Origin of the sequence: Mycobacterium canetti CIPT 140010059 (assembly GCF_000253375.1) — a bacterium.
In the GTDB taxonomy this organism is placed as follows: domain Bacteria; phylum Actinomycetota; class Actinomycetes; order Mycobacteriales; family Mycobacteriaceae; genus Mycobacterium; species Mycobacterium tuberculosis.
Genome location: NC_015848.1, coordinates 3,061,218 through 3,081,023, shown reverse-complemented (window position 1 = coordinate 3,081,023; position 19,806 = coordinate 3,061,218). Strand labels below are relative to the sequence as shown.

The window sequence follows — 19,806 nt, the reverse complement described above, 5'->3', positions numbered from 1 at the left end:
CAGGTATGCAGACCCAGACGATTGAACGTACCGACGCCGACGAACGCGTCGACGACGGGACCGGCAGCGACACACCGAAATACTTCCACTACGTCAAGAAAGACAAGATCGCTGAGAGCGCGGTCATGGGTAGCCACGTGGTGGCGTTGTGTGGCGAGGTGTTTCCCGTTACCCGCGCGCCCAAGCCGGGCTCGCCGGTCTGTCCCGATTGCAAGCGGATTTACGACACCCTCAAGAAGGGCTGACTAGCTCGGCGGCTCGGCAGCGACGGCGCTGTGCTGGGCTGTCGAAGAATACGTCGTCGTGCCGACGCCGATGCGGGCCTTTAGCCAATTGCCCAGTCGGTGGGCATGCGTCGCCGGCGCCGGCCATTCCTCCTGGACGGCGGCGTTGAGTTCAGCGCCGAGCATGATCGCAAAGCCGCCAAAGAAGGCGAACAACAGAAACGCGATCGGCGTGGCCAGCGCTCCGTAGGTGTAGCCAGTGCGGGTGATCCACGCGAGGTAGACCCGCAAGCCCAAGGTGGCGATCAGGAAGACCGCTATCGCAAGCACCGCGCCTAGGACCAGCCGATGCGTCGGCAGGGGTACCGGTAGTGCCACCCGGTATAGCAGGATGACCCCGACGGTTAGACCGAGAATAAGCGCGGGGTAGTAGCCGTAGCGCAGCAGGTTGGCCAAGCTCTCCGGGATGTGCTCGCTTACCTTGCGTGGACCCACCACCATTACCGGTGCGGTCGCTACTAGGAACACCAACATCACCACGTAGAGGAAGAGCGCAAAGAAGCGTTGCCGGACCGGGTGGCGTAGCGGTGTCTGGTCGTGCGCTTCCACCACTGCATCGACGAACGCCGAGATTGCCGACGATCCTGCCCACAGCGAGATCAAGAAGCCCAGCGACGCCACCTCACCGCGGGCGTTGTTGGTGATATCGCCGATGGTGGGCTCGATGATCTCGTTGACCACACTGGGGGAGAAAAAGCTGTGGGCCGTCGAAAGCGCGCTCTTTTCAATCGCGGGCAAGGTGTCCGGGCCGAATAGCGGAGCAACGTAGGCCAGACTGCCCAGCATTCCCAGCAGTAGCGGCGGCAAAGACAAGGCCGACCAAAAAGCCGCTTGCGCTGACTCCGAGAAGATCGAGTCGTCCCAGCTTTTGGACAAAGTCCTACGGGTGATTCGCCAGATGTGGTGGCGGTGTGGCTTGGGGACCTGGTCGCTCATACCAGTCCAGCATTACCGAAAACTGCGCGCGCTACCGGCATTGTGGACGGGTGAGTTCGGTCTATTCGCTCCCGCTGACCTCCAGCACGGCGGACATCTCGGTCAGTTTCGCCTCGTGCTCGTTGGCGTGATGCTGGCAGAAAAGAAGCTCGGCTCCGGAGGGCAGCTTGGCGCGCACCCGAGCTGCAGCGCCACAGCGGTCGCAGCGGTCTGCTCTAGTCAGCTCAGGACTGGTCAGAGTTGCGTTCATGGCTCTCCGTTCTCGGGTATCTTCACCTTCTCAGACGTTCGGGGTTCTCGCCGTGTTCCCCGGCCGCTGTCGGGTGTGTCATTTCTCACGACTTTCGCCCCCGCCAATCGGGCAGGGTGGTGAGAATGACGCCCGATCCTGCCGTGCTGGTGCACCTATGCGGGGTGCAGGAGTGGTCGCATGCCCGAGAACGCGGTGGGATCTATCCCGAGTCCGACAAGACGGGGTATATCCACCTGTCGACACTCGAGCAGGTTCACCTGCCCGCCAACCGCCTTTACCGTGGCCGTGCTGACCTGGTGCTGCTGTACATCGACCCGGCGGCGCTCGACTCACCCGTGCGTTGGGAGCCGGGCGTGCCTACTGATCCGCGGTCGATGCTTTTCCCGCATCTCTACGGCCCACTGCCGGTGCGCGCTGTGATTGGGGCCGCCGCCTACCCACCGGCTGGTGACGGGTCCTTCGGGCCGGCTCCCGAATTTCGGTCTGCAACCGCCGACCCTACGTAGGCGTCGGCCTCGATCTCTACCAGCAGGCCGGGCGCAATCAGCGCGGTAACCTCGACCATGCTCGTCACCGGACGGATCTTGCCGAAAGCCTGTGCATGCACTTCGCCGACCTCGCGCCAGCGGGAAATATCGGTCACATAGATGCGGGTACGGACCACGTCGGCCAGAGTTGCGCCGGCCTGTCCGAGCGCAATCTCGATGCGGCGCAGGGCGTCTCGCGTCTGAGCGGCGATATCATCGCCGCTGCCGGTCGTTCCGGCCACCACCACGAGTGGCCCGATGCGTACCGCGCGCGAGTAGCCGACGGCTGATTCGAACTCCGATCCGGACGAGACCATGGTGCGGCTAGCTGACATGGGGGCCCGCTACGTTGGTCGCCTCGGCGGGCGCTCTCAGTCCAGGTAGTCGCGCAGGACCTGTGAGCGGCTCGGATGGCGCAACTTCGACATAGTCTTGGATTCGATCTGGCGGATGCGTTCCCGGGTCACGCCGTAGACCTGGCCGATCTCGTCAAGGGTGCGCGGCTGGCCGTCGGTGAGGCCGAAACGCAGCCGTACCACCCCGGCCTCGCGCTCGGAGAGCGTGTCCAGCACCGACTGCAGTTGATCCTGCAGCAAAGTGAAGGACACCGCGTCGACGGCCACCACCGCCTCGCTGTCTTCGATGAAATCGCCGAGCTGGCTGTCGCCCTCGTCGCCGATGGTCTGGTCCAACGAGATCGGCTCGCGGGCGTATTGCTGGATTTCCAGCACCTTCTCCGGGGTGATGTCCATCTCTTTGGCCAACTCCTCGGGCGTGGGCTCGCGGCCCAGGTCCTGCAGCAGCTCGCGTTGAATGCGGCCCAGCTTGTTGATCACCTCGACCATGTGCACCGGGATGCGGATGGTGCGGGCCTGGTCGGCCATGGCGCGGGTAATGGCCTGGCGAATCCACCACGTAGCGTAGGTGGAGAACTTGTACCCCTTGGTGTAGTCGAACTTCTCCACCGCGCGGATCAGCCCCAGGTTGCCTTCCTGGATCAGGTCGAGAAACGCCATGCCCCGGCCGGTGTAGCGCTTGGCCAGCGAAACCACCAGGCGCAGGTTGGCTTCCAGCAGATGGTTTTTCGCGCGATCGCCGTCGCGGCAGATCCACATCATGTCGCGGCGCTGGGCGGCAGGCAGCTTTTCGCCGCGCTCGCTCAGCTCGGTCATCAGCTGCGTGGCGTACAGGCCAGCCTCGATCCGCTTGGCTAGCTCGACCTCTTCCTCGGCGTTGAGCAGCGCTACCTTGCCGATCTGTTTGAGGTAGGCGCGAACCGAGTCGGCGGATGCGGTGAGTTCGGCGTCCTTGCGTGCTTGACGCAGGGCCTCCGACTCGTCTTCATCCCAGACGAAATCACCGGAGGCCTTGTCCTTTTCGGTGGGTTCAGCGATCTCCTCGTCGTCATCGGCGGTCTGGCCGGGCGCGACGGCCGCCTCAGCTTCGAGGTCTTCGTGGTCTTCGTCGTCGCCCGAGTCGAGGTCGTCGTCGGCGTCCGGCGCCACGTCGTCCTCGAGGTCATCGAGGTTGAGGTCGGCGGCGTCAAGGTCGAGGTCCTCGCCGGGCTCGACGTCGAGGTCTGGTTCAGCGTCGAGCTCCTCGACGGAGTCCAGGGCGTCCTCGGGATCCGTTGCGGCTTCGTGCTGGGCATCCTTGGGCGCCCGTGGCTTGGTCGCGTGGCCGCGGGCCGACGGTGCCTTCGCGGCGGCGGATTTGGCCGCGGCGCGGGTCTTCCTTTTCGGGATGGTGCTGGTCGTAGTGTCCTGGGGTGCCGAGGCGGGCTTGACGGACCGGGCCGCGGGCTTGGTAGCCCGCTTCGCGGGTGGGGAGCCACTAGCGGACTTCGCCGCTGTTCGCTTGGCGCCGGTCTTGGCCCCGGACGCGGAAGCCGCGGGCGACTTGGTGGCGGTGCGTTTTACCGGCTCATCGGTCGCCGTGCTTGCTTTGGTCGCTGCCACATACACCCCTTCGGTCGTTACTCACTTCCGGTTGGGTCTGGGCGTGCGTAACCGAAAGTGTCTGCTATGTCGAATGTCGGCGTTGATATCAGCGTGAATACTCGCGCGCTATCGGTCGGGCGGCCGCCGCTGACCATTGTAACTTTACTGCGCACGAGTACAGCCCGAGCGGGCAAGTTTCAGTGCGTCGTATCTGCGACAGAGGCCATGGCCGCACCGACAATTCCGGCGGTGTTCTGCAGGGCCGCGGGCACTACTGGGGTGCGGTTTTCCAGTAGCGGCACCCATTTGTCGGCCTTGCGGCTGATGCCGCCGCCGGCGATGAACAGGTCAGGCCAGATCGCGTTCTCGATGGCGATGAGCACGCGTGTCACCTGCTTGGCCCACTTTGGATAGGTCCAGTCGTTCTTTTCCTTTACCGAGGAGGCGGCCCTTTCCTCCGCTTCCTTGCCGCCGACCTCAAGATGTCCGAACTCGGTGTTGGGTATCAACGTCCCGTTGTGGATGACCGCGGACCCGATCCCGGTTCCGAATGTGAGCAGTACCACTAAGCCAGGGTTGTTCTTGCCGGCCCCGTAGCGTGTCTCGGCCAGCCCGGCGGCATCAGCGTCGTTGAGGATGGTGACCTGCTGACCGTCCAGCTCGGCGCCGATAGTGTCGCGTGCGTTGGTCCCTATCCAGGACTTGTCCACGTTAGCCGCGGTCCGGACGACGCCGTGAGTGACGACGCCGGGATAGGTCACCCCCAGCGGACCCCGCCAGCCGAAACCGTTGACGACCTCGGCGATGGTTTTGGCGACCGCCAACGGAGTGGCCGGTTGCGGGGTCAGCAGCTTGATCCGGTCGCCGATCAGCTGGCCGGTGTCCAAGTCGACGATTCCGCCCTTGATGCCGCTGCCGCCGACGTCGATGCCGAAGCCATGACGCTGTGTCGTGGCACCCGGTGTTTCGGACGTCTCGGGGCCGGTGCTGGTCATCGAATCTCCTCGGCGAGACGTGGATGACCCTCACCTTAAACTGCGGCCCGGCAGTTGCGAGGGCGTTATGGCCGCTGGAGTCCACGCCACCATGCGGGTGGCGACTGTGATGCGATAGGCCGGTGACACGACCTGACAACGAACCCGCGCGGCTGCGCTCTGTGGCCGAAAACCTTGCTGCCGAGGCGGCGGCCTTCGTTCGCGGTCGTCGGGCCGAGGTTTTCGGCATCTCCAGGGCGGGCGACGGCGACGGCGCGGTGCGCGCGAAGAGCAGCCCGACCGATCCGGTGACCGTGGTCGACACCGACACGGAGCGGCTCTTGCGTGATCGGTTGGCTCAACTTCGGCCCGGTGACCCGATTCTCGGGGAGGAAGGTGGTGGTCCCGCCGACGTGACGGCTACACCCTCCGACCGGGTCACTTGGGTGCTCGACCCCATCGACGGCACGGTGAATTTCGTCTACGGCATCCCGGCGTACGCGGTGTCGATTGGGGCACAGGTTGGCGGCATCACGGTGGCGGGCGCGGTCGCCGACGTCGCCGCTCGCACGGTGTATTCGGCGGCGACGGGCCTCGGCGCACATCTCACCGATGAGCGGGGGAGACATGTGTTGCGGTGCACCGGTGTCGACGAGTTGTCGATGGCGTTGCTGGGTACCGGCTTCGGGTACTCGGTGCGGTGCCGCGAGAAGCAGGCAGAATTGCTGGCTCATGTTGTGCCGTTGGTCCGCGACGTGCGTCGGATCGGTTCTGCGGCGCTGGACTTGTGCATGGTAGCGGCGGGTCGGCTGGACGCCTACTACGAGCACGGGGTGCAGGTGTGGGACTGTGCGGCAGGTGCGTTGATCGCCGCTGAGGCGGGGGCCCGCGTGTTGTTGTCAACGCCGAGAGCGGGCGGCGCGGGGTTGGTGGTGGTGGCTGCCGCGCCCGGAATCGCCGACGAGCTGTTGGCGGCGCTACAGCGATTCAACGGCCTAGAGCCGATCCCGGACTGAGCCGGCCGATCAGCAGCTGTTGGCGTGGATCTTGGCCAGCAGCGCGGGATCTGAGGGCTCGGTGGCGCCGGGGCGCAGGTTGGCAAGCACGGCGTCGATGTCGTCGTTGTGTGCCAGCGTGGTGAAGTCGGTGCCGAGCGCAAGGTCGACGGAATCGTCGGCGCGGCTGTCGTGATACAGCTCGGTGCACGGCGCTACCAGCCATAGTGCGGCAGCGGTGGCTTGCCCCGCCGTACCGAAGCGGATCTGGCCTTGGCAGTCCAGCCGGGTGCCGGCATAGATCGGGTCGTTGGCGGCGGTCGGCTGGGCGAAGCCCAGATCTTGCAGTGCGCCAGCGATATCGGCGGCTTGGCCGCCCCGGCCGCTGGCGTTGAGGACGTGGACTTTGGTGTCGCTCAGTTTGGCGGGTGCGACATCGGTCATGTCCGTCCGCGACACCTGTTCACCAAGGTTGGTGGGTGCTGACCCCGCCGGCTGCGGAGGCGGGTTGCAGACTGCGGCCTCGCGGACATCTGGGGGCCGCGTCAGTGCAAGAGTCCACATCACGCAAGTCACCACCACGAGGAAGGCCACCGCGACGATAGCGGGTCGGGGGTTGCGTCGCCGAAAGGGCCGTCCGTGCTTGTCGAAAGCGGTACCCTCGGTGATTTGTGCGACCACACGTGCACTTTAATCCGCTGACGACGCGTGCCGGCACGGCGCGGTGAGGAGGCGGACCATTGGGTGTAGTTCGCACCCAAAAAGGCACCGTTTAGGGCCGCGTACAAGGTGCAATATGAATATGTGATGTAAATCACACTTGAATAGGCCACGATACGGGCACGAATCGTTTGGTGGACGCGTTCGACGCTGGTACAAAGCGTTGCTTGAAGTTATGAGGCATGTGAGGGGATAGGAATGCCTACCGACTATGACGCTCCGCGGCGTACCGAGACCGATGATGTCTCGGAGGACTCGCTTGAAGAGCTCAAAGCACGACGGAACGAGGCGGCGTCGGCCGTGGTCGACGTGGACGAATCCGAATCCGCCGAGTCCTTCGAACTGCCTGGCGCCGACCTGTCCGGCGAAGAACTGTCGGTGCGCGTCGTACCCAAGCAAGCTGACGAATTCACCTGCTCGAGTTGCTTTTTGGTGCAACACCGCAGCAGGTTGGCCAGCGAGAAGAACGGCGTGATGATCTGCACCGACTGCGCCGCCTGATAGGTCAGCTGCGCAGCGCCGACAACACCCGCTCCGGGTGGCGGCAGCTCACCAACCAGTACGGCGTGGGATCGTCGGGGTCGTCGAGGACAACCAGAACCATGGGCCCCACCCAGGCCCGATGCAGGACGTAAGCTGCCGGATCGAGTTGTCGGCCCAGCGCCGCAGATTTAGCCGTGGCCGGGATTTCGGCTGATCGGGCGATCACGGCTACCGGCAGATGCGCTGGTCCGGCCCATAGCTTCACTCCGGCTCCATCCGCTGAGCCGGCGGTGACCCGAATTTCGACACGTCCGAGCCATAGCAGCGTCCCGGCTGCGACTGTGAAAAGCGTTGCGAACGGTACCCAGTCGGGTAGGGCCGCAACGCCCAGGTTTACTTCAAACGCGATAAGCGCCGCTAGCGCGAAAGCCAATGGCCACCACCACCAGGGCACCCACAATCGCTCGCGGTATCGCACGCTGTGCGGCGCGAGGCGCGTCCCAGACACGCGGTCAAGGGTAGTCTGTGGCCCCGTGTCGACCACTCTGGCGATCGTCCGCCTCGACCCCGGGCTCCCGCTGCCCAGCCGCGCTCACGACGGCGACGCCGGCGTTGATCTCTACAGCGCCGAAGACGTCGAGCTGGCACCTGGGCGCCGCGCCCTGGTACGGACGGGTGTTGCGGTCGCCGTCCCGTTCGGCATGGTCGGGCTGGTCCATCCGCGCTCCGGGTTGGCCACGCGGGTGGGGCTTTCGATCGTCAACAGTCCGGGCACCATCGACGCGGGTTATCGTGGGGAGATCAAGGTGGCCCTGATCAACTTGGACCCAGCCGCGCCCATCGTGGTACATCGCGGTGACCGAATCGCCCAGTTGCTAGTGCAACGGGTTGAGTTGGTCGAGCTGGTCGAGGTCTCGTCGTTCGACGAGGCCGGGCTGGCCTCGACATCCCGCGGCGACGGTGGCCACGGTTCCTCCGGCGGACATGCGAGTTTGTGACCCCGGCGACGATGCAAAGGAGGGCGCGATGAGGTGGGGGTACCACCCGCTTACGGGGGAGAGCGGCGCTCGCCATGGCATTCGGTAGACGCACAGGCAAAGACGGTGGCAAACGCAAGGCCGGACACGCCCCCGTCCAGCCGGCCGACGAGCACGTCCGACCGGAGGACACCGTGGTGGCCAGCGCTGCCGCCGCGTCAGGCGTCGAAGACCAGGAGGAGCTTCAGGGCCCATTCGACATCGACGACTTCGATGACCCTTCGGTGGCGGTGCTGGCCCGGCTGGACTTGGGCTCGGTGCTGATTCCGATGCCGGCCGCGGGTCAGGTACAGGTCGAGCTGACCGAGAGCGGTGTTCCCAGCGCGGTGTGGGTCATCACACCCAACGGTCGCTACAGCATTGCGGCCTACGCGGCACCTAAGACCGGCGGGCTCTGGCGTGAGGTGGCCGGCGAACTCGCCGACTCGCTGCGCAAGGACTCGGCCAAAGTTTCGATCAAGGATGGCCCGTGGGGTCGCGAAGTGATCGGCATCGCCGCCGGTGTGGTGCGCTTCATCGGGGTCGACGGCTACCGCTGGATGATCCGATGCGTCGTCAACGGCCCACAAGAGACAGTCGATGCGCTGACCGAGGAGGCCCGTGAGGCGTTGGCGGACACCGTGGTCCGCCGGGGCGATACCCCGCTGCCGGTACGGACGCCGTTACCGGTGCACCTGCCCGAGCCGATGGCGGCGCAACTAAGGGAGGCTGCGGCGGCACAGGCCGACACGCAACGCCAAGCCGCCGCGGGGGTTGCACGCCGCGGCGCTCAAGGATCGGCGATGCAGCAGTTGCGCAGCACGACGGGCGGCTAGCCCGACGACCCCAACAGTACGAGCGCGCCGCGTAGCGGCGTGAGGAGGAGTCGGGCGATCGGGACTAGCTCGACGACCTCAACAGTACGAGCGCGCTGTTCGCTGAGGCTGTAACTCTGCAGGCAAAGTGCGAGTGGGGGCCTGCAAAATTACAGGCTCGGCGACCCAAACGGTACGCGCACTCCGCCGTCGGACAAACAGGCGATCAAGCGCCCGAGACCTCGGCGAGAGCGGCCAGGCAGGCAGAGCCCAGCGCGGCGGCGTCCGCGCCGATCTCGTCCAGCGTCACCGTCCGTAGCGCCGCATGCGGAGCTACGGACACCCAGTCGGCAGCGACCTGCAGCGGGTGGATCGGATCATCGACCGCCGCGGCCACGGCCAGCGGCGCGACCAGCCGGGCCAGCTCGGCGCGGCTTGGGGCGACATAGGCCGCCGCCTCCTCCATAGCATCGGGCAGCTCGGGCCACTGAACTCGCCACGATCGGGTCAGCTCCTCGGCCAACCAGACGGGGCTAGATGCACGCATGCGTGTGGTCGTCGCCGCCAGACCGTCGCAGCGCAGCCGCGCTGCCGTATACCGCGCTGCCTGCGCGGCAGGTGCTAATTCAGGTTCCCCGGTCCAGGCCGGCAAGGCGGCCAGGACGGCGACCGCGCGATCGGGATGTTCCAGCGCCCACGCCGCCGCCACTGCGGCTCCGAGCGAGACGCCGCCGACGACAACCGGCCCGTCGCGCGCGGCGTCGTCCAGGGCGGCGCGATAGCCGTCGATCAAGCGACCAGGATGCGGAACGGGCGTCACCAGCACCGCCCCGGCGCGTCGCAGGGGGGCGGAAAATGCTCGCCGGACGTAGTCGTTGTCCGATCCGGTTCCCGGCAACAACACGGTTGTGACCCCATCCAAATCGACAGCCATCCCTTGATAGTGCCCGCCACTTTGGGGTGCTCCAAGGCCAACGGTGGCGCCCGGGAACCAACAGGTCTACGGTGGCCGTTGGCATAGGTGGAATACGCCGGCAGTTGCACGAAACTTCCATAACGTAGGTGACGTGTCAGGAGAGGCCATGGGGGCCCAGGGTTATCTGCGCAGGCTCACCCGTCGGTTGACGGAGGACCTGGAGCAACGCGACGTCGAAGAGTTATCCGACGAGGTGCTCAATGCCGGCGCACAGCGTGCGATCGACTGCCAGCGCGGCCAGGAGGTCACGGTGGTTGGCACCCTGCGTAGCGTGGAAACCAATGGCAAGGGTTGCTCGGGTGGTGTTCGCGCCGAATTGTTCGACGGCAGCGACACCGTCACGCTGGTGTGGTTGGGTCAACGCCGGATACCCGGCATCGACACGGGCCGTACCCTGCGGGTGCGCGGCCGGCTGGGCAAGCTGGAAAATGGGACGAAGGCTATCTACAACCCGCATTACGAAATTCAGCGGTGACTATCCGGCAGTCGGAATTGCCGGTGTCTCGTGAACGCTAACCGCACTAGCGCCCAGCGCCTGTTGGCGCAGGCCGGCGGAGTGAGCGGCCTGGTCTATTCGTCATTGCCGGTGGTGACTTTTGTGGTTGCTTCCAGCGCCGCCGGCTTGCTGCCCGCGATTGGGTTCGCCCTGAGCATGGCGGGGTTGATCCTGCTGTGGCGGCTTTTGCGCCGGGAATCTGCGCGGCCGGTGGTTGCCGGATTCTGCGGGGTAGCCGTGTGCGCGCTGATCGCGTACCTGGTGGGACAGTCCAAGGGGTACTTCCTGCTGGGCATCTGGATGTCGTTGCTGTGGGCGGTGGTCTTCACACTGTCGATCCTGATCCGGCGGCCGATAGTCGGCTACTTGTGGAGCTGGCTCAGCGGGCGCGATCGCGCCTGGCGCGACGTGTCCCGCGCTGTCTTTGCGTTTGACGTCGCCACCCTGGGTTGGACGCTGGTTTTTGCTGCCCGGTTCATCGTCCAAAGGCACCTCTACGACGCCGATAAGACGGGTTGGCTGGGAGTGGCCAGGATCGGGATGGGTTGGCCGCTGACCGCCCTCGCCGCGCTGGCCACCTACGCGGCAATCAAGGCAGCCCAGCGCGCCATCTTGGCCTCTCACGACGCCGCGGCCGTCGGAGGTGCAGCTGAATTCGACGCCGACGCCGGCCGCGAGTAGAGCCCGCCGGTTACATGGACGGCAGCAGCAGCCTGCTCAGCTCCTCCTCGGCTTCGGTGACTGCGACGAAGAGCAACTCGTCGCCGCCTTCCAGCGGCTCGTCGGCCTCCGGCACGATGACTCGTGGCCCGCGCAGGATTGTCACCAGCGCGGCATCCCGCGGCAGCTGAAGTTTGCGCACCGGTTTGCCGCCCCACGGCGTGTTGTCGGGCAGGGTGATCTCTACCAGATTGGCCTGACCCGTGCGGAACTCCATCAGCCGCACCAAGTCGCCGACCGTGACGGCCTCTTCGATCAGCGACGCCAGCATGCGGGGTGTGGACACCGCGACGTCGACCCCCCAGGCGTCGTTGAACAGCCACTCGTTGCGGGGATCGTTGACCCGGGCCACCACCCGCGGCACCGCGAATTCGGTCTTGGCTAGCAGGCTGAGCACCACGTTGACCTTGTCGTCCCCGGTGGCGGCGACGACCACGTCGAACTCTTCGAGGTGAATCGACTCCAGCAGGCTCAGTTCGCAGGCATCGCCAAGCCGCCAATGCGCCTCCGGGATGGCGGCGGCGTCGAGGTGGTCGGGGTTGCGCTCGATCAGGGTGATGTCGTGTCCGTTTTCCACGAGTTCGCGGGTGACCGAGCGGCCCACCGCACCCGCTCCGGCGACAGCTACTTTCATCGTCGAGCCCCCGACTCGAAGTCCTCACTGGGTGGCAAGGCTGCGATGGCCGCTGCCTCTGCGGCCCGGCCGGATATCGCAGCGATATAGACCTTATCGCCGGCCTGTAGGACCGTCTTCGGTTCCGGCAATACACCGGTTCCGAATCGGATCAGAAACGCAATCCGAGCGCCGGTGGCCTGCTCAAGATCGGTCGCCCGGTGGCCCACCCAGTCTTCGTGTAAGACGACCTCGGCGACCGCGACGGTACCGGTAGGATCGCGCCACCTGGCGGTCTCGGTGTCCTGCATTAGCGCGTTGAGCAGCCGATCGGTGGTCCAGGGAACGGTGGCAATGGTGGGGATGCCGAGTCGCTCATAGACCTCGGCGCGCTTGGCATCATAGATCCGCGCGACGACGCGCGGCACACCGAAGGTTTCCCGGGCCAACCGCGCCGAGATGATGTTGGAGTTGTCGCCGGAGGACACCGCGGCGAATGCGTCGGCCCCCTGGATGCCCGCACGCAGCAGCACATCTCGGTCGAATCCCTGACCCAACACCCGCTCGCCGGCAAACTGCGGGCTGAGCCGATTGAAGGCGGCGCTGTCACGGTCGATGATCGCGACTTCATGGCCTATCCGGGACAGTCCGTCGGCCACCGAAGCCCCGACCCGGCCGCACCCCATCACAACCACCCGCATTAGAGGTCCTCTCGGCTGTGTCCGGTGCGCCGTACGCGATCGGCAACCCGCGGTGGCCAGCCGATTTACGTCGGCGAACATTCTCGTCTAGGGAACGCTACCGCCACGCTCGGATAGGCCTACCCTTGGCTCTCGTGTCCAAACTTTCAACCGCGGCGCGTCGGTTGCTGATCGGCCGGCCGTTTCGCAGTGACCGGCTCAGTCACACCTTGTTGCCCAAGCGGATCGCCTTGCCGGTGTTCGCCTCGGATGCGATGTCGTCGATAGCCTACGCCCCCGAGGAGATATTTCTGGTGCTCTCGGTGGCCGGCCTGGCGGCCTATTCGATGGCGCCGTTGATCGGCCTGGCGGTCGCCGCGGTTCTGCTCGTGGTGGTGTCTAGTTACCGGCAGAACGTGCACGCTTACCCCTCCGGTGGGGGCGACTACGAGGTTGTCACCACCAACCTGGGTGCTACCGGCGGTCTCGTGGTTGCCAGCGCCCTGATGGTGGATTACGTTCTCACCGTTGCTGTTTCGATATCGTCGGCGGCGTCCAACATCGGCTCTGTGAGCCCGTTCGTGTACGAGCACAAGGTGTTGTTTGCCGTCGGCGCGATCGTGCTGATCATGGCGATGAACTTGCGTGGGGTTCGGGAATCCGGGTTGGCGTTCGCGATCCCGACCTATGCGTTCATCGCCGGAATCGGCACCATGCTCGTGTGGGGGTTGTTCCGGATTTTCGTGCTGGGCAATCCGGTTCGGGCCGAGTCCGCGGCTTTTGAAATGCACGCAGAGCACGGCCAGATCGTCGGTTTCGCGCTGGTGTTCTTGGTGGCGCGCTCGTTTTCGTCGGGGTGTGCGGCGCTGACGGGTGTCGAGGCGATCAGCAACGGGGTGCCGGCGTTTCAAAAGCCCAAGTCGCGTAACGCGGCAACCACGCTGCTGATGCTGGGCATCATTGCGGTGAGCATGTTTATGGGCATGATCGTGCTGGCCGTAGAGACCGGGGTCCAGGTCGTCGACGATCCGGACACCCAGCTGACGGGCGCCCCGCCGGGTTATCAGCAAAAGACGCTGGTCGCACAACTGGCGCAGGCCGTGTTCGGGGGCTTTTACCTGGGGTTCTTGCTGATCGCCGCGGTGACAGCGCTGATCCTGGTGTTGGCCGCTAACACCGCCTTCAACGGCTTCCCGGTGCTGGGCTCGGTGCTGGCGCAGCACAGCTATCTGCCGCGCCAGTTGCACACCCGTGGGGACCGGCTGGCGTTCTCCAACGGAATCCTGTTCCTGGCGGCGGCGGCGATCGGGGCGGTGGTCGCGTTTCGTGCCGAGTTGACCGCGCTGATCCAGCTGTACATCGTCGGTGTGTTCATCTCGTTCACCATGAGTCAGGTCGGCATGGTCCGGCACTGGACCCGGTTGCTGAGCGCCGAGACCGATCCGCGCGCCCGTCGCGCGATGCTGCGCTCCCGCGCGGTTAACACGGTCGGCTTCGTGTCCACCGGTACCGTCCTGCTCATCGTGCTGGTAACGAAATTCCTTGCCGGAGCATGGATCGCGATCGTCGCCATGGGAGGGTTCTTCATGATGATGAAGCTCATCCACAGGCACTATGACGCCGTCAACCGGGAGTTGGCGGAACAGGCCGAGGAAGCCGAGATAACGTTGCCCAGCCGCAATCACGCCGTCGTGCTGGTGTCGAAGCTGCACCTGCCGACGTTGCGCGCGTTGACCTACGCACGAGCGACCCGGCCCGACGTGTTGGAAGCCGTGACGGTCAACGTCGACGATGCGGAAACCCGCGAGCTGGTGCGCCAGTGGCAGGACAGCGATGTGAGCGTGCCACTCAAGGTCATCGCCTCGCCGTACCGTGAGATCACCCGGCCGGTGCTCGATTACGTCAAGCGGGTCAGCAAGGAATCGCCACGGACCGTGGTGACGGTATTCATTCCGGAGTATGTCGTGGGGCGCTGGTGGGAACAGCTGCTGCACAACCAGAGTGCGCTGCGGCTCAAGGGCCGGTTGCTGTTCATGCCCGGCGTGATGGTGACTTCGGTGCCTTGGCAACTGACGTCGTCGGAGCGGATCAAGACGTTACAGCCGCACGCGGCTCCCGGTGACACGCGACGGGGCATCTTCGATTGACCCGCGCCGGCGACGATGCAGAGCAAAGCGATGGGGAGGAGCGGCGCCAGTGACCCGCGCCGGCGACGATGCAGAGCAAAGCGATGGGGAGGAGCGGCGCCAGTGACCCGCGCCGGCGACGATGCAGTGAATCTGACGTTGGTCACCGGAGCGCCCGCGAACGGCGGTAGCTGCGTGGCGCACCACGAGGGCCGGGTGGTTTTCGTCCGCTATGCGTTGCCCGGTGAACGAGTGCGGGCGCGGGTGACCGCGCAACGTGGCTCTTATTGGCACGCAGAGGCTTTCGAGGTGATCGACCCGTCGCCCGACCGGATCGGGTCGCTGTGTTCGATCGCCGGGGCCGACGGCGCCGGGTGTTGCGATCTGGCGTTTGCTGCTCCGGAGGCGGCCCGCACACTTAAGGCGCAAGTCGTGGCTAACCAGCTGGAACGGCTCGGGCGGCACAGCTGGCAGGGCGAGGCGCAACCGCTGTCGGATGCCGGCCCCACGGGTTGGCGTACTCGAGTCCGGCTCGACGTGGGCGCAGACCGTCGTCCAGGTTTTCACCGCTACCACAGTGGCGAGCTGGTAACCGACCTGGACTGCGGGCAGTTGCCTGTCGGCATGCTAGACGGCCTGGTAGCGGCTGACTGGCCGCCGGAAGCCCAGCTTCACGTGGCTCTGGACGACGACGGCGAGCGCCATGTGGTGTGTTCCGTGCGGCAGGGCCCTCGGAATAGGACCCGAACCGTGACCAACGTGGTGGAGGGCGCCTACCACGCCCACCAGCGTGTGCACCGGCGCAGCTGGCGGGTGCCGGTAACGGCCTTTTGGCAGGCGCATCGCGACGCGGCGGCGGTCTACAGCGATCTGATCGCTGACTGGGCTCAGCCCGCCCCCGGCATGACCGCCTGGGATCTCTACGGTGGTGCGGGGGTTTTCGCTGCGGTGCTGGGTGAGGCGGTCGGGGAGTCCGGACGGGTGTTGACCGTCGACACTTCGCGCGTGGCATCCGGGGCCGCACGTGCCGCGCTGGTCGATTTGCCCCAGGTGGAGGTCGTCACCGGTTCGGTGCGGCGGGTGTTGGCAGTGCAACCCGCCGGCGCGGATCTGGCGGTGCTGGATCCACCGCGATCAGGCGCTGGGCGCGAGGTTGTCGACTTGCTGGCCGGTGCGGGGGTGCCACGGTTGATACATATCGGTTGCGAAGCGGCGTCTTTCGCGCGCGATATCGGCCTCTACCGTGGTCACGGTTACGCCGTGGAGAAGATCAAGGTGTTCGACGCGTTCCCGCTGACTCACTACGTCGAGTGCGTTGCGCTGTTGACCCGAAAGGTGTAGAGGTCATGCAGCTGCTCGACCAGCTCGCCCGTGGTCGTCGTGGGTTGCTCCGTATACAGCAGCGCAGCTAGTAGTCTTGGGTTGGCGCTCCGGGAAGACTGGTCGGAACCAGGTATCAGCATTGGCGCGGTGACTTTCTGGTTACTTGGATGAGCCGGCGCACCGCGCTCGCCCGAAAGGGAACGGAGCCAATCATGACGGCGCTCAGCCGTGCTGTGGCATCGGCGCGTGTGGGAACCGAGGTGATCCGCGTGCGCGGGCTCACCTTCCGCTACCCAAAGGCGGCCGAGCCGGCGGTGCGTGGCATGGACTTCACCGTCGGCCGCGGCGAAATCTTCGGGCTTCTAGGTCCTAGCGGCGCGGGCAAGTCCACCACCCAGAAGCTTCTCATCGGGCTGCTGCGCGACCACGGCGGCCAGGCCACGGTGTGGGACAAAGAGCCGGCCGAGTGGGGACCCGATTACTACGAGCGCATCGGGGTCTCCTTCGAGCTGCCCAACCACTACCAAAAGCTCACCGGGTATGAGAACCTGCGCTTCTTCGCCTCGCTGTACGCCGGCGCGACGGCCGACCCGATGCAGCTGCTGGCCGCCGTCGGCCTGGCCGATGACGCCCACACCCTAGTGGGCAAGTACTCCAAGGGCATGCAGATGCGGCTGACCTTCGCCAGGTCGCTGATCAACGACCCGGAGCTGCTGTTCCTCGACGAGCCCACCTCCGGGCTGGACCCGGTGAACGCCCGCAAGATCAAGGACATCATCGTGGACCTGAAGGCGCGCGGCCGCACGATCTTTCTCACCACGCACGACATGGCCACCGCCGACGAGCTCTGCGACCGGGTGGCGTTCGTCGTCGACGGCAGGATCGTCGCACTGGACAGTCCCACCGAACTGAAGATCGCTCGCAGCCGGCGGCGGGTGCGGGTGGAATACCGGGGCGACGGCGGGGGACTCGAGACCGCCGAGTTCGGCATGGACGGCCTTGCCGACGACCCGGCGTTCCACTCCGTGCTGCGAAACCACCACGTCGAGACCATTCATAGCCGCGAGGCCAGCCTCGACGATGTCTTCGTCGAGGTCACCGGCAGGCAGCTGACATGACCCGGTTGGTGCCTGCGCTGCGGCTCGAGCTGACGCTACAGGTGCGGCAGAAGTTCTTGCATGCCGCCGTTTTCTCCGGACTGATTTGGCTGGCAGTGCTGCTGCCGATGCCGGTCAGCCTGCGCCCGGTCGCCGAACCCTATGTCCTGGTGGGTGACATCGCGGTCATCGGGTTCTTCTTCGTCGGCGGGACCGTGTTCTTCGAGAAGCAGGAGCGCACGATCGGCGCGATCGTCTCGACGCCGCTGCGGTTCTGGGAGTACCTGGCTGCCAAACTAACTGTGCTGCTGGCGATCTCGCTGTTCGTTGCGGTTGTCGTGGCCACCATCGTTCACGGGCTTGGTTACCACCTGCTGCCGCTGGTGGCCGGCATCGTGCTGGGCACACTGCTGATGCTGCTGGTCGGCTTCAGCTCCTCGTTGCCGTTCGCCTCGGTGACCGATTGGTTCCTGGCGGCGGTCATCCCGCTCGCGATCATGCTGGCGCCGCCGGTGGTGCACTACTCCGGCCTGTGGCCCAACCCGGTGCTTTATCTCATCCCTACCCAGGGGCCGCTGCTCTTGCTCGGCGCGGCGTTCGATCAGGTGAGCTTGGCGCCCTGGCAGGTCGGGTATGCGGTGGTCTACCCAATCGTGTGTGCGGCGGGATTGTGCCGGGCGGCCAAGGCGCTATTCGGCCGTTATGTCGTGCAAAGATCGGGTGTGCTGTGAGAGCGATATCGAGCCTTGCGGGCCCACGGGCGTTGGCCGCGTTCGGCCGCAACGACATTCGCGGCACCTACCGCGATCCGCTGCTGGTCATGCTGGTCGTCGCGCCGGTCATCTGGACCACCGGAGTGGCGGTGCTAACGCCGTTGTTCACCGAGATGCTGGCGCGGCGTTATGGATTCGACCTGGTCGGATACTACCCACTGATCCTCACCGCGTTCCTGTTGTTGACCAGCATCATCGTCGCCGGTGCGCTGGCCGCGTTCTTGGTGCTGGACGAGGTGGACGCGGGCACGATGGCGGCGCTGCGGGTCACCCCGGTGCCGCTGTCGGTCTTTTTCGGCTATCGTGCGGCCACCGTGATGGTGGTGACCACCATCTACGTCGTCGCGACGATGTCGTGCAGCGGGATCCTCGAACCGGGCCTGGTGTCTTCACTGATTCCCATCGGACTGGTGGCCGGCCTGTCGGCGGTGGTCACGCTGCTGCTGATTCTTGCGGTGGCGAACAACAAGATTCAGGGCCTGGCGATGGTCCGTGCGTTGGGCATGCTCATCGCCGGGCTGCCCTGCCTGCCGTGGTTCATCAGTTCCAACTGGAACCTCGTGTTCGGCGTCTTACCACCGTACTGGGCTGCCAAGGCATTTTGGGTCGCCAGCGATCACGGCACCTGGTGGCCGTATCTCGTCGGGGGTGCCGTCTACAACCTGGCCATCGTCTGGGTGCTGTTTCGGCGCTTTCGCGCTAAGCACGCGTGAGCGTTGGCGCTCAGCCGAACACGAAGTACCGCAGCCACAGGTAGACCGCCGACAACACGAGCGAGACCGCGGTGACCACCACGCCCTTGCGGGTGAACTTCCAGAACGAGATGGGAGTGCCCGAGCGCCGGGCGATTCCGAGCATGACGACATTGGCGCTGGCTCCCACGGCGGTCAGGTTGCCGCCGAAGTCGGCGCTTAGCGCCAGTGCCCACCAGAACGTGTCGGGGTGGACGTGGCCCGGCATCGCGGCGACCAGTTCGGTCACGATGGGCGTCATCGTGGCGACGTAGGGGATGTTGTCGATGATGCCGGACACCGGTGCCGAGATGCCGAGAATCAAACCGACTGTGAGTAACTCGTTGCCGCCGGTCAGCTCGGTTGCTGCCCGCGCCAGTTGCTCGACGACACCGGTCTTCACCAGGGCCCCCACCATGACGAACAGCCCGGCGAAGAACAGCAGGGTGTCCCACTCGACGCTGGACAGGTAGTCGGATCGCTCCAGCCCCGAGAACCGTACGAGCACACCGGCGCCCAGCAGCGCCACCAGAGACGGCTGGATGTGCAGCACCGGATGAGCGATGAAGGCCGCAAACACCAGCACCAAGACGACACCGCACTTGATGAGCAGCCCGCGATCGTGGATGGCTTCGCGCTCGTTGAGCGACAGCACGTCGGCAACTCGGTCGGGCTCGGCAGTGACGGAGCCCAGCAGCCAGGGCAGCAGACCGATCAGGGCGATCATGACGACGAGCACGGCCGGGGCCATGTGGATCAGGAAGTCGTTGAACGTCAGTCCCGCCCGGCTGGCGATGATGATGTTCGGCGGGTCGCCGACCAGCGTGGCCGCGCCGCCGACATTGGACGCGAAGACTTCGGCCACCAAAAACGGCGTGGAATTGACCCCCAGTCGATCACATACCAGTAGCGTCACCGGCGCGATCAACAACACCGTGGTGACGTTGTCCAGCAGGGCCGACCCCAGCGCGGTCACCAGCACCAGCAGGATCATGATGCGCAACGGCGCGGCGTTTGCGCGTTTGACGGCCCAAATCGCGACGTATTCGAAGACGCCGGTGTGCCGAAGCACGCTGACGATGATCATCATGCCCAAGAGCAGAAAGATGACATCCCAATCGATTCCGGCTTCGTGCGAGTAGAACACGTCGTCCGATCCGACGATCCCGGCGCCGACCATGATCGCCGCGCACGTCAGTGCCACCCGGGTCTTGCTGACTCGGTCGCTTGCGATAAGTGCATAGCCGGCTACGAACACCGTGATGGCGATGATGCTCATCGGCCATCCTCCGAATCTTCTCGTAGGCCGCTCATCGCGGCGTCGTCTG

25 protein-coding genes are annotated in these 19,806 nt (G+C 65.6%); 14 read left to right on the top strand and 11 right to left on the bottom strand.

The features are described 5' to 3' along the window. Positions 1 to 5: 5 nt before the first annotated feature. On the top strand, positions 6 to 245 hold the full coding sequence (locus MCAN_RS14360; protein WP_003413954.1) for a DUF3039 domain-containing protein: 240 nt from the start codon (positions 6 to 8) through the stop codon (positions 243 to 245). Here the strand turns inward: MCAN_RS14360 and MCAN_RS14355 are convergent, their stop codons facing one another. Together MCAN_RS14355 and MCAN_RS24295 are read right to left on the bottom strand one after the other, a co-directional pair. Continuing rightward, on the bottom strand, positions 246 to 1,220 hold the full coding sequence (locus MCAN_RS14355; RefSeq protein WP_003413953.1) for a YihY/virulence factor BrkB family protein: 975 nt from the start codon (positions 1,218 to 1,220) through the stop codon (positions 246 to 248). A 61-nt stretch (positions 1,221 to 1,281) separates the two neighbouring features. Then, on the bottom strand, positions 1,282 to 1,398 hold the full coding sequence (locus MCAN_RS24295; protein WP_015456423.1) for a DUF7455 domain-containing protein: 117 nt from the start codon (positions 1,396 to 1,398) through the stop codon (positions 1,282 to 1,284). Here MCAN_RS24295 and MCAN_RS21740 point away from each other — a divergent pair. Both MCAN_RS21740 and MCAN_RS14345 read left to right on the top strand, forming a co-directional pair. Continuing rightward, on the top strand, positions 1,351 to 1,593 hold the full coding sequence (locus MCAN_RS21740; protein ID WP_049955294.1) for a hypothetical protein: 243 nt from the start codon (positions 1,351 to 1,353) through the stop codon (positions 1,591 to 1,593). The two genes, MCAN_RS24295 and MCAN_RS21740, sit on opposite strands and share 48 nt — an antisense overlap. Continuing rightward, positions 1,590 to 1,979, top strand: coding sequence for a DUF952 domain-containing protein (locus tag MCAN_RS14345; RefSeq protein ID WP_014001392.1), 390 nt, complete (start codon positions 1,590 to 1,592; stop codon positions 1,977 to 1,979). Before MCAN_RS21740 ends, MCAN_RS14345 begins: the two co-directional genes overlap by 4 nt. Here the strand turns inward: MCAN_RS14345 and MCAN_RS14340 are convergent. The 3 genes from MCAN_RS14340 to ppgK form a co-directional block, all read right to left on the bottom strand. Further along, on the bottom strand, positions 1,907 to 2,335 hold the full coding sequence (locus tag MCAN_RS14340) for a RidA family protein (RefSeq protein WP_003899440.1): 429 nt from the start codon (positions 2,333 to 2,335) through the stop codon (positions 1,907 to 1,909). The two genes, MCAN_RS14345 and MCAN_RS14340, sit on opposite strands and share 73 nt — an antisense overlap. 36 nt (positions 2,336 to 2,371) lie before the next feature. Continuing rightward, a complete protein-coding gene (locus MCAN_RS14335) occupies positions 2,372 to 3,958 on the bottom strand; it encodes an RNA polymerase sigma factor (RefSeq protein ID WP_003413944.1) in 1,587 nt (528 codons plus the stop codon). A 179-nt stretch (positions 3,959 to 4,137) separates the two neighbouring features. Continuing rightward, a complete protein-coding gene (gene ppgK, locus MCAN_RS14330) occupies positions 4,138 to 4,935 on the bottom strand; it encodes a polyphosphate--glucose phosphotransferase (RefSeq protein WP_014001391.1) in 798 nt (265 codons plus the stop codon). Positions 4,936 to 5,057: 122 nt separating this feature from the next. On the opposite strand from ppgK, the gene suhB reads away from it, so the two are divergent. Further along, positions 5,058 to 5,930, top strand: coding sequence for an inositol-1-monophosphatase SuhB (suhB, locus tag MCAN_RS14325; protein ID WP_003413939.1), 873 nt, complete (start codon positions 5,058 to 5,060; stop codon positions 5,928 to 5,930). 9 nt (positions 5,931 to 5,939) lie between these two features. Here the strand turns inward: suhB and cei are convergent, their stop codons facing one another. Further along, positions 5,940 to 6,590 (bottom strand): envelope integrity protein Cei, encoded by a 651-nt coding sequence (gene cei / locus MCAN_RS14320; protein WP_014001390.1) that lies wholly within the window; start codon positions 6,588 to 6,590, stop codon positions 5,940 to 5,942. 237 nt (positions 6,591 to 6,827) lie between these two features. Here cei and MCAN_RS14315 point away from each other — a divergent pair, with 237 nt between their 5' ends. After that, complete coding sequence (locus MCAN_RS14315) at positions 6,828 to 7,130, top strand: DUF4193 domain-containing protein (protein WP_003899437.1); 303 nt, start codon at positions 6,828 to 6,830, stop codon at positions 7,128 to 7,130. A gap of 4 nt (positions 7,131 to 7,134) precedes the next feature. On the opposite strand, the gene MCAN_RS14310 is transcribed toward MCAN_RS14315, so the two are convergent. Beyond that, a complete protein-coding gene (locus tag MCAN_RS14310) occupies positions 7,135 to 7,620 on the bottom strand; it encodes a DUF3093 domain-containing protein (protein WP_014001389.1) in 486 nt (161 codons plus the stop codon). A 25-nt stretch (positions 7,621 to 7,645) separates the two neighbouring features. Here MCAN_RS14310 and dut point away from each other — a divergent pair, with 25 nt between their 5' ends. Together dut and MCAN_RS14300 are read left to right on the top strand one after the other, a co-directional pair. Beyond that, the gene (dut, locus tag MCAN_RS14305; protein WP_003413930.1) at positions 7,646 to 8,110 is read left to right on the top strand and encodes a dUTP diphosphatase; all 465 of its coding nucleotides are present in this window, start codon (positions 7,646 to 7,648) and stop codon (positions 8,108 to 8,110) included. Positions 8,111 to 8,184: 74 nt separating this feature from the next. Continuing rightward, positions 8,185 to 8,964: a DUF3710 domain-containing protein gene (locus tag MCAN_RS14300; protein WP_003413928.1), complete on the top strand. Its 780-nt coding sequence runs from the start codon at positions 8,185 to 8,187 to the stop codon at positions 8,962 to 8,964. A gap of 205 nt (positions 8,965 to 9,169) precedes the next feature. On the opposite strand, the gene MCAN_RS14295 is transcribed toward MCAN_RS14300, so the two are convergent. Further along, positions 9,170 to 9,877 carry an alpha/beta fold hydrolase gene (locus tag MCAN_RS14295; RefSeq protein ID WP_003413927.1) on the bottom strand — a complete coding sequence of 236 codons (708 nt, stop codon included), beginning with the start codon at positions 9,875 to 9,877 and terminating at the stop codon, positions 9,170 to 9,172. 148 nt (positions 9,878 to 10,025) lie between these two features. On the opposite strand from MCAN_RS14295, the gene MCAN_RS14290 reads away from it, so the two are divergent. Both MCAN_RS14290 and MCAN_RS14285 read left to right on the top strand, forming a co-directional pair. Beyond that, positions 10,026 to 10,394: an OB-fold nucleic acid binding domain-containing protein gene (locus tag MCAN_RS14290; protein WP_003901453.1), complete on the top strand. Its 369-nt coding sequence runs from the start codon at positions 10,026 to 10,028 to the stop codon at positions 10,392 to 10,394. Positions 10,395 to 10,424: 30 nt separating this feature from the next. Beyond that, positions 10,425 to 11,096 (top strand): DUF3159 domain-containing protein, encoded by a 672-nt coding sequence (locus MCAN_RS14285; protein ID WP_003413925.1) that lies wholly within the window; start codon positions 10,425 to 10,427, stop codon positions 11,094 to 11,096. 10 nt (positions 11,097 to 11,106) lie between these two features. Here MCAN_RS14285 and MCAN_RS14280 read toward each other — a convergent pair whose 3' ends face one another. Further along, positions 11,107 to 11,769, bottom strand: a complete 663-nt coding sequence (locus MCAN_RS14280) for a potassium channel family protein (RefSeq protein WP_003413921.1) — start codon at positions 11,767 to 11,769, stop codon at positions 11,107 to 11,109. Beyond that, entirely contained in the window at positions 11,766 to 12,449 is a 684-nt protein-coding gene (locus tag MCAN_RS14275) for a potassium channel family protein (protein ID WP_014001388.1), read from the bottom strand. The genes MCAN_RS14280 and MCAN_RS14275 overlap by 4 nt, the downstream gene beginning before the upstream one ends. A gap of 134 nt (positions 12,450 to 12,583) precedes the next feature. Between MCAN_RS14275 and MCAN_RS14270 the strand changes: the two genes are divergently transcribed. From MCAN_RS14270 to MCAN_RS14250, 5 genes are all read left to right on the top strand, one after another. Continuing rightward, positions 12,584 to 14,575, top strand: a complete 1,992-nt coding sequence (locus MCAN_RS14270) for an APC family permease (RefSeq protein ID WP_003413917.1) — start codon at positions 12,584 to 12,586, stop codon at positions 14,573 to 14,575. 102 nt (positions 14,576 to 14,677) lie between these two features. Continuing rightward, on the top strand, positions 14,678 to 15,895 hold the full coding sequence (locus MCAN_RS14265; protein ID WP_014001387.1) for a class I SAM-dependent RNA methyltransferase: 1,218 nt from the start codon (positions 14,678 to 14,680) through the stop codon (positions 15,893 to 15,895). Positions 15,896 to 16,089: 194 nt separating this feature from the next. Continuing rightward, complete coding sequence (locus MCAN_RS14260; RefSeq protein ID WP_014001386.1) at positions 16,090 to 16,995, top strand: ABC transporter ATP-binding protein; 906 nt, start codon at positions 16,090 to 16,092, stop codon at positions 16,993 to 16,995. After that, the gene (locus MCAN_RS14255; protein WP_014001385.1) at positions 16,992 to 17,705 is read left to right on the top strand and encodes a fluoroquinolone export ABC transporter permease subunit; all 714 of its coding nucleotides are present in this window, start codon (positions 16,992 to 16,994) and stop codon (positions 17,703 to 17,705) included. The genes MCAN_RS14260 and MCAN_RS14255 overlap by 4 nt, the downstream gene beginning before the upstream one ends. Further along, complete coding sequence (locus MCAN_RS14250; RefSeq protein WP_014001384.1) at positions 17,702 to 18,460, top strand: fluoroquinolones efflux ABC transporter permease; 759 nt, start codon at positions 17,702 to 17,704, stop codon at positions 18,458 to 18,460. Before MCAN_RS14255 ends, MCAN_RS14250 begins: the two co-directional genes overlap by 4 nt. 10 nt (positions 18,461 to 18,470) lie before the next feature. On the opposite strand, the gene MCAN_RS14245 is transcribed toward MCAN_RS14250, so the two are convergent. Continuing rightward, positions 18,471 to 19,757, bottom strand: a complete 1,287-nt coding sequence (locus MCAN_RS14245; protein ID WP_014001383.1) for an ArsB/NhaD family transporter — start codon at positions 19,755 to 19,757, stop codon at positions 18,471 to 18,473. Positions 19,758 to 19,806: the final 49 nt, after the last annotated feature.

What these genes read in the sequence shown, in the direction of transcription:
- MCAN_RS14290 (WP_003901453.1), top strand. Translation starts at nt 10,026, where the DNA reads ATGGGGGCCCAGGGTTATCTGCGCAGGCTCACCCGTCGGTTGACGGAG.
- MCAN_RS14300 (WP_003413928.1), top strand. Translation starts at nt 8,185, where the DNA reads ATGGCATTCGGTAGACGCACAGGCAAAGACGGTGGCAAACGCAAGGCC.
- ppgK (WP_014001391.1), bottom strand. Translation starts at nt 4,935, where the DNA reads ATGACCAGCACCGGCCCCGAGACGTCCGAAACACCGGGTGCCACGACA.
- MCAN_RS14355 (WP_003413953.1), bottom strand. Translation starts at nt 1,220, where the DNA reads ATGAGCGACCAGGTCCCCAAGCCACACCGCCACCACATCTGGCGAATC.
- MCAN_RS14280 (WP_003413921.1), bottom strand. Translation starts at nt 11,769, where the DNA reads ATGAAAGTAGCTGTCGCCGGAGCGGGTGCGGTGGGCCGCTCGGTCACC.
- MCAN_RS14275 (WP_014001388.1), bottom strand. Translation starts at nt 12,449, where the DNA reads ATGCGGGTGGTTGTGATGGGGTGCGGCCGGGTCGGGGCTTCGGTGGCC.
- MCAN_RS14245 (WP_014001383.1), bottom strand. Translation starts at nt 19,757, where the DNA reads ATGAGCATCATCGCCATCACGGTGTTCGTAGCCGGCTATGCACTTATC.
- MCAN_RS14340 (WP_003899440.1), bottom strand. Translation starts at nt 2,335, where the DNA reads ATGTCAGCTAGCCGCACCATGGTCTCGTCCGGATCGGAGTTCGAATCA.
- MCAN_RS14255 (WP_014001385.1), top strand. Translation starts at nt 16,992, where the DNA reads ATGACCCGGTTGGTGCCTGCGCTGCGGCTCGAGCTGACGCTACAGGTG.
- MCAN_RS14295 (WP_003413927.1), bottom strand. Translation starts at nt 9,877, where the DNA reads ATGGCTGTCGATTTGGATGGGGTCACAACCGTGTTGTTGCCGGGAACC.
- MCAN_RS14360 (WP_003413954.1), top strand. Translation starts at nt 6, where the DNA reads ATGCAGACCCAGACGATTGAACGTACCGACGCCGACGAACGCGTCGAC.
- MCAN_RS14260 (WP_014001386.1), top strand. Translation starts at nt 16,090, where the DNA reads ATGACGGCGCTCAGCCGTGCTGTGGCATCGGCGCGTGTGGGAACCGAG.
- MCAN_RS14315 (WP_003899437.1), top strand. Translation starts at nt 6,828, where the DNA reads ATGCCTACCGACTATGACGCTCCGCGGCGTACCGAGACCGATGATGTC.
- MCAN_RS21740 (WP_049955294.1), top strand. Translation starts at nt 1,351, where the DNA reads ATGCTGGCAGAAAAGAAGCTCGGCTCCGGAGGGCAGCTTGGCGCGCAC.